Origin of the sequence: Desulfosarcina sp. (assembly GCF_033791525.1) — a bacterium.
GTDB lineage: Bacteria > Desulfobacterota > Desulfobacteria > Desulfobacterales > Desulfosarcinaceae > Desulfosarcina.
Map to the genome: position 1 here is coordinate 1 of NZ_JASJGN010000003.1, position 10,015 is coordinate 10,015.

At 54.6% G+C, this 10,015-nt stretch carries 9 protein-coding genes; 5 read left to right on the plus strand and 4 right to left on the minus strand.

From position 1 onward, the window contains the following. Positions 1 to 328 precede the first annotated feature (328 nt). Together QNK41_RS00060 and QNK41_RS00065 are read left to right on the plus strand one after the other, a co-directional pair. Entirely contained in the window at positions 329 to 586 is a 258-nt protein-coding gene (locus QNK41_RS00060) for a hypothetical protein (protein WP_319252476.1), read from the plus strand. After that, complete coding sequence (locus tag QNK41_RS00065; RefSeq protein ID WP_319252478.1) at positions 583 to 990, plus strand: type II toxin-antitoxin system VapC family toxin; 408 nt, start codon at positions 583 to 585, stop codon at positions 988 to 990. Before QNK41_RS00060 ends, QNK41_RS00065 begins: the two co-directional genes overlap by 4 nt. Here the strand turns inward: QNK41_RS00065 and QNK41_RS00070 are convergent. The 3 genes from QNK41_RS00070 to QNK41_RS00080 all read right to left on the minus strand — a co-directional run bounded on the left by QNK41_RS00070 (position 978) and on the right by QNK41_RS00080 (position 3,111). Further along, positions 978 to 1,418, minus strand: a complete 441-nt coding sequence (locus QNK41_RS00070) for a MaoC family dehydratase (RefSeq protein WP_319252480.1) — start codon at positions 1,416 to 1,418, stop codon at positions 978 to 980. The genes QNK41_RS00065 and QNK41_RS00070 overlap by 13 nt on opposite strands. A gap of 333 nt (positions 1,419 to 1,751) precedes the next feature. Then, complete coding sequence (locus tag QNK41_RS00075) at positions 1,752 to 2,885, minus strand: helix-turn-helix domain-containing protein (RefSeq protein ID WP_319252482.1); 1,134 nt, start codon at positions 2,883 to 2,885, stop codon at positions 1,752 to 1,754. Further along, entirely contained in the window at positions 2,866 to 3,111 is a 246-nt protein-coding gene (locus QNK41_RS00080) for a hypothetical protein (RefSeq protein WP_319252484.1), read from the minus strand. The genes QNK41_RS00075 and QNK41_RS00080 overlap by 20 nt, the downstream gene beginning before the upstream one ends. Before the next feature lie 238 nt (positions 3,112 to 3,349). Here QNK41_RS00080 and QNK41_RS00085 point away from each other — a divergent pair, with 238 nt between their 5' ends. The 3 genes from QNK41_RS00085 to QNK41_RS00095 all read left to right on the plus strand — a co-directional run bounded on the left by QNK41_RS00085 (position 3,350) and on the right by QNK41_RS00095 (position 8,394). Beyond that, positions 3,350 to 6,169, plus strand: coding sequence for a DUF1638 domain-containing protein (locus QNK41_RS00085; RefSeq protein ID WP_319252486.1), 2,820 nt, complete (start codon positions 3,350 to 3,352; stop codon positions 6,167 to 6,169). Further along, positions 6,166 to 6,486, plus strand: coding sequence for an efflux RND transporter permease subunit (locus tag QNK41_RS00090; RefSeq protein WP_319252488.1), 321 nt, complete (start codon positions 6,166 to 6,168; stop codon positions 6,484 to 6,486). Before QNK41_RS00085 ends, QNK41_RS00090 begins: the two co-directional genes overlap by 4 nt. 348 nt (positions 6,487 to 6,834) lie before the next feature. Beyond that, positions 6,835 to 8,394, plus strand: a complete 1,560-nt coding sequence (locus QNK41_RS00095; RefSeq protein WP_319252490.1) for an adenylate/guanylate cyclase domain-containing protein — start codon at positions 6,835 to 6,837, stop codon at positions 8,392 to 8,394. A gap of 132 nt (positions 8,395 to 8,526) precedes the next feature. Here the strand turns inward: QNK41_RS00095 and QNK41_RS00100 are convergent. Next, the coding region (locus QNK41_RS00100) for an SDR family oxidoreductase (RefSeq protein ID WP_319252492.1) at positions 8,527 to 10,015 on the minus strand (1,489 nt) is incomplete at its 5' end.

A 10,015-nucleotide genomic window follows, 5' to 3' on the forward strand; every position in this document is an offset into this window, starting at 1 on the left:
CTACCCTTGGTCCAGTTGGCCCAGTGCGTCGAAGAGAATCGCTGGGAGGATGCCGACGTCATGATGAAGCGGCTCAACCTGAACCGGGAAAAGGTAACCGCGGCATTCAGGGAGGCCGTGGAATGGGCGGACCAACTGACGTCGATGGGTAACGAGGAGCCAACGTAGGGGATTCTGGAACCCAGTCAAAACTATTCGACATTTTTTCTACATCGGGTCCATATGTCAGTCTTGCCGCCCAACACCCAACGGCAGTCTCATGGGGGTGATGCATTGACACATCTATTTTCTTACGTTATATTCCTTACGTATGGAATTGGAGGTCATCATGGATAAGATTATGTCAACGCGAATGGATGAGGCCGTCATTCAACACATCGGCATATTGGCAAAAAAACTGGGCACGTCAAAAAAGGCCATCTTGGAAAATGCCGTTCGGCAGTATGCGGAAAAGATCGAGGCGGAACTGAAATTCGATATTCTGACCCATACCTTGGGTAGTTGGCAGCGAGACGAATCGGCCACCGAAACGGTTCGATCCGTCAAGGATACCATGCGCCAATCACAGGAAAGATACAAGCGGTGAAGGCATTTATCGACTCCGATGTTCTCATCTGGCATCTGCGAGGTGAACGGAAGGCGCTCAATCTGCTGAAAAAGCTTCGAGACAAGGAAAATTGTGAGCTGTGGATCGGCGCCATGCAACGTGCCGAGGTGGTCTTTTTCATGCGGCCGGTTGAGGAGGACGCCACAATGATGTTTCTGTCCCAGTTCAGGACTGCACCGGTTGACCAACGAATCATCGATAAGGCTGGTGAGCTCTATCGCCATTGGAATCCGCAGCGCGGCATCGATGTTAACGACGCCATCCTGGCCGCAACCGCCATACAATTCAATGGAAAAATCTATACGCTGAACACCAAGCATTACCCCATGCCTGACGTGGCCGTCAAACGCGCATGGGTCACTTCCGATTCTCACAAATCCTGAAGCACCCTCCGCTCCCGGGCATTGGGCAGGACGCCGAACAGGCAGGCCTCCAGAACGATCTCATGATGCTGGTTGGTAAAGACGGCTTCGGCCTCCGCCCGATTCTTCTCATCCACGGCAGTGAGGGTACAGCGGCAGGTGATGGTATCGTTGAAGTAAACCGGTTTGATGAAACGGAAATTCATGCCCGAGGCCAGCCATCCCATCTGGCCGCCCATCTCGGTGATCATGCCGCCCACCAGAAGACCATGGCAGATCCGATCGCTGAACCCCTTGAGGCCAACGAATCGCTTGCTCGAGTGAATGGGGTTATGATCCCGGGTCACTTCGGTAAATGCCTCGACATCCTTTTCGGTGAACGTCCGGGTGAGGGTGAATGTGTCGCCGGCATTCAGCCCGGCGACGGTTCGGCGGCGGATATCATTCATGGGAAAACTTCCTTCGAAGAAGGGGTTCAGGGTTCAGGGTTCAGGGTTCAGGGTTCAGGGTTCAGGGTTCAGGGTTCAGGGTATAAAAAATAGTGCGACGGGCGTCACGTCAACCCCTGTTGGATATTTTTTCTCAGTGCATCGCCCCCCTGTTTCCTATACACTTGTACACACGCCATCCTTATTCTTCCGTGTCCGTCCAGAAAGGGTAGATTTTGGTTCAAGCCAAGGCCGCAACGAGGTTGAACCCGCAGGTGTAGCAGCGCTACGTCGAGGATTTTAAACGAGCGAGAACGCCGGCCTGGGCCGAAAGATGCCGTTTCTGAATGGACACTACCTAATCTTGACCCACAATAGCCTGGCCACGCCCTCACCCGTGTTTTTCCATTGGGAAGGCAATTCGCTGGTGAGGTAGATCACATCCCCCGGCCCGACCCGGTGCAGGCGATTACCGATTTTAAGTTCCAGCCGGCCCTCGAGAAGGTACCCCATCTCCTGTCCTTTATGGATAAAGAAATGAGCGGATAGTTTTTCCCCGGCAGAAATCTCTATCAGGTAGGGTTCGGCGTCGGCATCAAAATCTGCCGGACTCAGACGGTGGCCCGTAACATCCCGCTTCGGCAGATTGGAAAGGTTGATCCGGGTGCGGCCGCCGGAAAACACCACCTGGTCGACCGCCGTTGATCGGTCCTGGAAGAAGGCCGCCACCGGCAGGTTCAACACCTGGGCGATTTTAAACAATGCCGGCAATGAGGGATAAATGGTGCCGCTTTCGATCTGGGAAATGGTGCTGGGGGTCACACCCACCGAGGCGGCCAGTTCCTTCTGGGGCATGGACTGGCGATTTCGAATCTGCTTCACCCGACCGCCCAGATCGATATTTCCGCCTTTGCCCGTTTCGGTTTCAAAGGCCACGTCCAGCCCGTCGTTCCAGTAGACCAGCGGACGGTTCAACGCATCGGGTCTGCGCTTGTCCGCCTTGAGGATGGTCAATGCCGACTTTCCCCGGTTGACGGAAAGGTCGATGGCCACCTGGGCAATCTGGTTTATGCTGGCCCTCAGGCGTTTTGAATGGGCACCTTTTTCCATGATCCAGTAGGCGATGGTCCCCAGTTCGTAGAGCCGCGGGCAGGCACGTGAGTATAATTTCCCGATCGCCTCTTCCCCGCCCCACAAGTCCTGCATGCCCGTGAGCGAATCGAAGACGAACCGGACGTCCCCCGTCATGGTCCCGTGGAGGTTGTAGAAAGCCTCCGACACCACTTGCGGGTCTCCGGGCGCATTGATTCGCACAATCTGGTACGGCCACTGCGCACCGTCTTTCTCATAAAATTTGCTGAAAACCTCGCTGCCATCCCCTTTACCGTGGGTAAAGCAGTCCAGGATGGTCAGGTGCTGATTCTCCGCCAGGGAACCCAGATCTTCTATCAGGGTTTTGGGGGATCGGTCAAAGGTGATGTAGATCAAAGGCTTGTTCTGGCGCTGGGATTACCTGGATGAAATTGAGGCTGAAGATCGAGGCCAGGCTGCCGGCATTGTCATACCAGACCACGTTGTCGCCGATAAACAGGCCCCCCAACTCCCGGTCGAGTTGGCTGACGCCCGATGACACACGTAATTTCTTTTTAAACATGGCAGCTACCCCTGATTGGATTGCGTTTAAGCGGGCTGACCACTCATCGTTGGTGAGCACGATACACCACCTGGTGACCTCCACGAAAGATAAAAAAGGGGCTCGAGTCCTTTTTATTGACATTGCACTTGCTGGAAAAGCAGCTTACTGTTTTAAAAAAGATTGCCAAAAATCAGTATAACCAATAAACCCGAGCGTTGCGAAAGATATACGGTAAAAAAAATGAGGAAGACAATTGTTTATGCAACAATGGGGTAAATGCGGCAACAGTGTATGCGGGTAATCACAAGGAGATGCAGTGAAACCAAACAAGATAGTCGTCATCGGATGTGCGGTGCTGGGTGTGGACATGAAATACGCCGCCAGGCAGTTAGGGTTGGCGGTCGATTTTAAATTTTTGGAAGCCGGCCTTCATGAACGGCCGGATTTATTGAAGCAAAAACTCCAGGATGCCATTGATGAGGTGTCGGCTGCCGGCGAGGCCGGCCGCATCGTCATCGGTTACGGCGTCTGCGGCAGGGGCACCATCGGCATCCAGTCCCGTGATATTCCGTTGAGCATTCCCAAAGTGCATGACTGCATCGCCATGTTTCTGGGTGGCGCCGAGTCGTATCGCAGGGAGTTCAGAAAATTCCCCGGGACTTACTATATTTCCGCCGGATGGCATGAGGAGAAGGCCGTACCGGTCTCCCAACGCAAGCTGCAGGCCTGGTATGGCGACAAGCGGGTGCATTTTGACGATATCGCCCGCCAGTACGGCGATCAGGCGGCGGACCGGACGATCACATTTCTGAATTCATGGCAGAAAAATTATCAGCGGGCCGCGTATATCGACACCGGTTCCAGGAATGGATCGACATACGAGGATCATGCCAAGGAGATGGCCGAGGCCTATGGGTGGACGTATGAGAAAATCTCCGGAAGCCTGGACCTGATCGAAAAAATGCTGGTCGGTACCCAGACCACGGATGATATCCTGTTTGTCGAACCCCACCATGCAATCGAATTCGATGCCGTGACGGGCACCCTCTCATCGCACCCCTTGTGGGAGGGCAGACCCGCCAATGACAGCGGCACCGTCATTTTTGCCGATGACCGTACATCCCTGACGCACACCGCCGCCATCGGATTGGGCATCGACGCCGGCGGCACCTATACGGATGCCGTCATCTACGATTTCAAAACCGGAATAACGCAATGCAAGGGCAAAGCGCTGACCACCCGCTGGGATTTTACCATCGGTATCGGCCAAGCCCTGGAAAAACTGGATCCAAACCAACTGAAACAGGTGGAAATGGTGGCCCTGTCCACGACCCTGGCCACCAATGCCATCGTGGAGGGCGACGGGCAGAAGGTGGGCCTGTTGCTCATGCCGCCTTACGGTGTTTACGATCCTAATGATTACCCCCATGAACCCAAAGCGCTGGTTCCCGGCCGCCTGTCTATCACCGGCGAGGAAATCGAGGCGGTCGATACCACCCAGGTGCGGAAGATCGTCAGGCGAATGGTGGAGAAAGACCGGGTCAACGCCTTTGCCGTGTCCGGTTTTGCCGGTGCCATCAATCCTGAGCACGAAACCACCGTCAGGCGTATCATCCGGTCTGAGACGGGCCTGTTCGTCACCTGTGGCCATGAATTGTCCAGCATTCTCGATTTCAGGATCCGGGCAACAACGGCCGTGCTGAACGCCCGGATCGTCCCCCGGTTGGGCAAGCTCATCGCCAACCTCGAAAAGGCGCTCCAAGCGATAGGAATTCTCGCGCCCATCGTGGTGGTCAAGGGAGACGGCACCCTGATGCGGGCGGAAATGGCCAAAGCGCGTCCGGTGGAAACCATCTTCTCCGGGCCGGCGGCCAGCGTGGCCGGCGCCAGACATCTCACCGGCCTTGAGGATGCCCTGGTGGTGGATGTGGGCGGCACCACCACGGATACGGCGGCGGTGGAACATGGCAGCGTACGCGTCTGCAGCACCGGATCCACCGTAGCCGGACGTCGAACCCACGTGCGGGCTTTAGACATTCGCACCGCCGGCCTGGGGGGGGACAGCCTGATCAACCGGGAGAAAGGCCTTTTTTCCATCGGTCCCCGCCGGGTGGCGCCCATAGCTTGGCTGGGATCCAGTTTTAGCGGTGCCAATGAAGCCATCGATTATCTGAACACCCGGCTGCGCAGTTTTGAAACCTCCACCCGCAATATGCAGATTTTAGCCCTTACCGGGACCGCGGACCATCTCCATCCCACGGAGATGGAGAAGACGGTCCTGGCCCTGTTAGAAAGGCGACCCCATTCCATCGACGAGTTGACCCGCAAAACCGGCGTTCTCATCGACCGCCACCTCCCGATTCAGCGCCTGGAAGAGAACTTCGTCGTCCAGCGCTGCGGCCTGACCCCGACCGATCTGCTCCATCTGGCCGGTGAATTTCAACGCTGGGACACGGCGGCGGTAAGGCCGTTCTTCCGCATGATCGCCGCCCTGAGTAAAAGGGATGAAACTGAGCTGCGGCAGGAGCTGCTGGAAACCGTATCGCAGAACCTGGCCCTTGAGATATTAAAGCGCCAGCTGGACGATGAGGTCAACCCCGAGGCCCTGCACAGCTGCCCGGTCTGCAAAGCCCTGATGAATAACGTATTTTCCGGCGGCAACAACTACTATCGTCTGCACATCGATTTCAAGCGGCCGGTGATCGGCATCGGTGCACCCATCGCTTTTTTCCTTCCCCGGGCTGCCGCCATGATCGGTGCACGGGCCGTGCTGCCCGAGCATGCCGACGTGGCCAACGCCATCGGGGCCATTACCAGCAACGTCGTCATCGAACGCCAGGTGCGCATCATTCCCGGCGGCGGCAGCGGGTTTCTCATCGAAGGCCTCTCGGGCGCCCGACGCTTCAACGTCTTCGAAGAAGCCGATGCATTTGCCAAAAACGAGTTGGCCGGCATGGTCAGGACCCTGGCCGTGGAAGCCGGCACCAGCACCCGAACCGTCACCATCGAAACCGAGGATCAACTCCCCGTGGATGCCGGCGGCCACCCGATCTTCATCGGACGCATCCTCAGGGCACGGCTCACCGGTCCACCCGACGGGGTTGTCGCCGAGGCATCCGGAGTCATCGCCGGATGATCGCCGATGCCGCCCGTCATGCCAGTCGCGAGGGCTCCTGGGCGGTACTGATCACATCACTCTCGACCATCGCCTGGCTGTTGCCGCTGTTGTCCGAGAAAAGCTTGCAGGCCCCGATTCTCATCCCCCTGGCCACCAGTGTCGTGTCCGGCATGATCGCCTCCACCATTTTTCTGCTGTTGGTGGTTCCTTTCCTGTACACGATCCTGGGTGATTTCGGCCTGACATCGGTTCAAGCCCTTGACCAAGACACAAGTGCGCATACCAGCCGCCCCATTCTCACATCCAAGCCGAAAGCGGATGTGAAAGTGAGCTAAAACCGGCTTTCGATCCATTTTTTGCACGGTATCTGTAGCAAGAGCTTATTTTCTTGATATACGACAGGTTGTGCTCGATCTCCTGATCAATTATAGTCAAATTTCATTTAAACGTCATTTCGTTTTCAATCCGATCTGATTTATTGGACACAACCAATAATTCGAGTCTCTCAATTAGCCTGACTGTCAGGCCAATTCGATTATTAAACACAAATACCTATGCTGAAAAGGAAATTGCCCCGTGTCATATCTTTCAGTTTGATATAACAACAAGGGGTCGAACACACTTTTGCAGGCCCACAATATATAAGTCTACCCGAGCCACAGAAAAAATCTAAAGGATTGGTTATGAAAAGAATCACTTTTTTACTGCCATTGATAAATATAATCGGTGCCGTATTCACTTTTTTATACTTTTCATTAATCCTGAAATCGGGTGTGCTTCATGAGAATATCCCTGCTTATTACTCACCCCTTTTTTTTGTAATCGGTACTGCAGTCCTGGTCTTAGGTTTTAACGTGAGCAGTAGAAAAACCGTAAAAACCCTTTTCAAAGTTGCCTATGGCCATATTCAAATACACTCCCTGGAAGAATCCGAAGTTTATCATCTTCAAAGGGAAGCCCTGCGATTTCCCATGGTCGTGTCTGTAATTACCTTTATGGTCTGGATCCTGGCAGGGTTTATATTCGGACTTTTGCAACCATTGATGGCCAGTAAAATTTTCAGCATTGAGACGCCGAACCTCATTTATTGTTTAAGGCAGTTTTTTGGAATTTCCCTTCTGGGTGGCGGTGTCACAACCTTGATTCTCTATTTTGTTCTGGAAAATGCATGGCGGAAGTTTATTCCTAAATTTTTCCCTGAAGGATACCTGAGTCGTGTCAAACATGTGTTTAAGCTCAGTGTTCAAAAACGATTTATAATCGTATTTTTAGGCATTACTCTCATTCCGCTGCCGGTTCTTAGCATAGCTATCTATTCCAAGATTATGGCACTTCATATAGCTGATGCAATCACAAGAGCCCAGATCATGTCATCCCTTGTCAGGGAACTGGTTTTCATTGTAACAGATTCATTGGCCATCTGTTTGATCCTTGCTTACTTTCTGTCAAAAAGTATATCCGAACCCCTTCTTCAAATAAAAGATGCCATTAAAAAGGTTGAAAAGAACAATCTGGATGCCCGTGTGGAAATTGTATCCAATGACGAATTGGGTGATGTGGCCGAAGGTTTCAACCTGATGATAAAAAGCATGCGAGAGAGCCAGAACATAAAAGAATCATTTGGGAAATTTTTCTCCCAGGAGATCATGGATGAAATCATTGCCGGCAAGACTTCCCTTGACGGGGAAATGAAACGGGCCACCCTTTTATTTTCCGACCTGAGAAATTTCACACCCTTAGTGGAGCAAAACCATCCCAAGCATGTGGTTACTATTATGAACCAATATTTTAATGAAATGACCCTGGCCATTAAAGCTAACAATGGCATCGTATTACAATATGTTGGAGATGAAATCCAAGCGGCTTTCGGAGCGCCTATTGGTATTGACGACCATCCTGATATGGCGGTGAAAGCGGCCCTGGAGATGAGAAAGCGCCTGGGCGCCTTGAATATGAGGCTTGAACAGCAGGGATTTAAAGCGCTGTCTCACGGAATTGGCATCCATTCCGGAGCCGTGCTTGCGGGCAACATCGGCAGCGAAGATCGGATGTCATATGCCTTGGTTGGAGATACGGTCAATTCAGCCTCCCGAATTGAAGGACTGACCAAACAATATGATAGTGATATCATCATCAGCCAGACCACCTTTAATCTTCTTTCCGAATCCTATGATACCGTACAACTTGAATCGGTTAGAGTAAAAGGCAAGGAAGACGAAATCATAATTTACAAGGTATTATGATGTCAGGCATGAACTTTACATTGCATGCCGTTCAGGGCAACGTATCCAACGATAAAAACGTGGCGCATACAGGTCGCCGCTTCATAACGCCGCCATGGGCACGCGGCACGCAGACTATTGATGACATGGGCTCTACAAACGGCATTCGAGGGGCGAGGTCATCGGGGCTTTTTCAGGACCATTCATTATAGGAAGACCGGTTTTTCCAGCTACTGCGCGCAGCATGCCTTCAAAAAGCCACCGGTGAGTGGGTAGCAGGGCGTACCAGTAGAGAATGCCGGCCAGGCCCCGGGGCAGGAAACGCGACACCATCTTCAGCTCCACCTTGCCCGGGCCTTCCGGTGTGATCATAAATTCAAGCAGCGCGTCCCCCGGCGTCTTCATCTCCGCCAGTAGCAGAAGGCGATGGGGCGGTTCCACGGCGATGACCCGCCAGAAATCAAGTCCGTCGCCCACACGCAGGTCGGTAGGATGACGGCGTCCCCGCCGCAGGCCGGGGCCACCCGCAAGGCGGTCCATAATGCCCCGCAGCCGCCACAGGCTGTGGGCGAAGTACCAGCCGTTTTTGCCGCCGATGACCTCTACCGTCGACCAGACCGTTTTTGCGTCACCCGCCAGAACGATACGGTGGGCTCCGCCCAGCACGGTTCCGCCGGCATAATCGGCATCCCCGCAGGTGGTCCACTCCGGGGGCAGACTGCCGCCGCCGTCAAACCAGCAGGTGTCCACCTGTTCCTGGCGGATACGGTCCAGGGCCTTTCGGATGGTCTGCCGGGTATCCGTGAGATTCACCGGCACCAAATCCCGAATGCGATGGTCCCGGCAGATCACGGGTATGCTCAATCCTTCGGCCAGGGGCTGGGCGATGGCGGCCGGTACCGGCGTCACCAGGTGAACCCACTTGGCACTGAGCCAGGGGGTCAGCACCGGTACGGGAATGATGAAACGCCGCCGCAAGCCTGCCTCACGGGCATAAATCTGAATGATGTCCTGGTAGTTCAGCACATCCGGCCCGCCGATATCGAAGGTTTTGCCAATGGTTTCGGGAACCGTCAGACACCCCTCCAGGTAATCCAGCACGTTGCCGATGGCAATTGGCTGGCAGGGGGTCTGGACCCATCGGGGGGTAATCATCATTGGCAGACGATCCACCAGGTAGCGCAGCATCTCGAAGGAAGCGCTGCCCGATCCCAGGATCATGGCCGCCCGCAGGTTGGTCACCGGCACCGGACCTGCCTGGAGGATCCGTTCCACCTCGTGACGCGATTTCAGGTGGTGGCTCAGGGCTTCGTGACCCTGTTCGCCAAGGCCGCCCAGGTAGATGATGCGGGACAACCGGTTTTCCCTGGCTGCCGCAACCATGTTATCAGCCGCCGTTCGATCCGCATCGGCAAAACGTCCCTTGTGGGCATTCATGGAATGGATCAGATAATAGGCCGTCCCGCAGCCTTCGGCCGCCCGGACGAATGTATCCCGGTCCAGGGCGTCCCCGGCTGCGATTTCCATTTTTTCATGGCCGCCCCAGGGTCGGCAACGCAGCCGCTCGGGGGAGCGGGCCATGGCGCGCACCCGGTGGCCGCCGGCCAGCAGGCGCGGAATGAGCCGTCCGCCCACATAACCG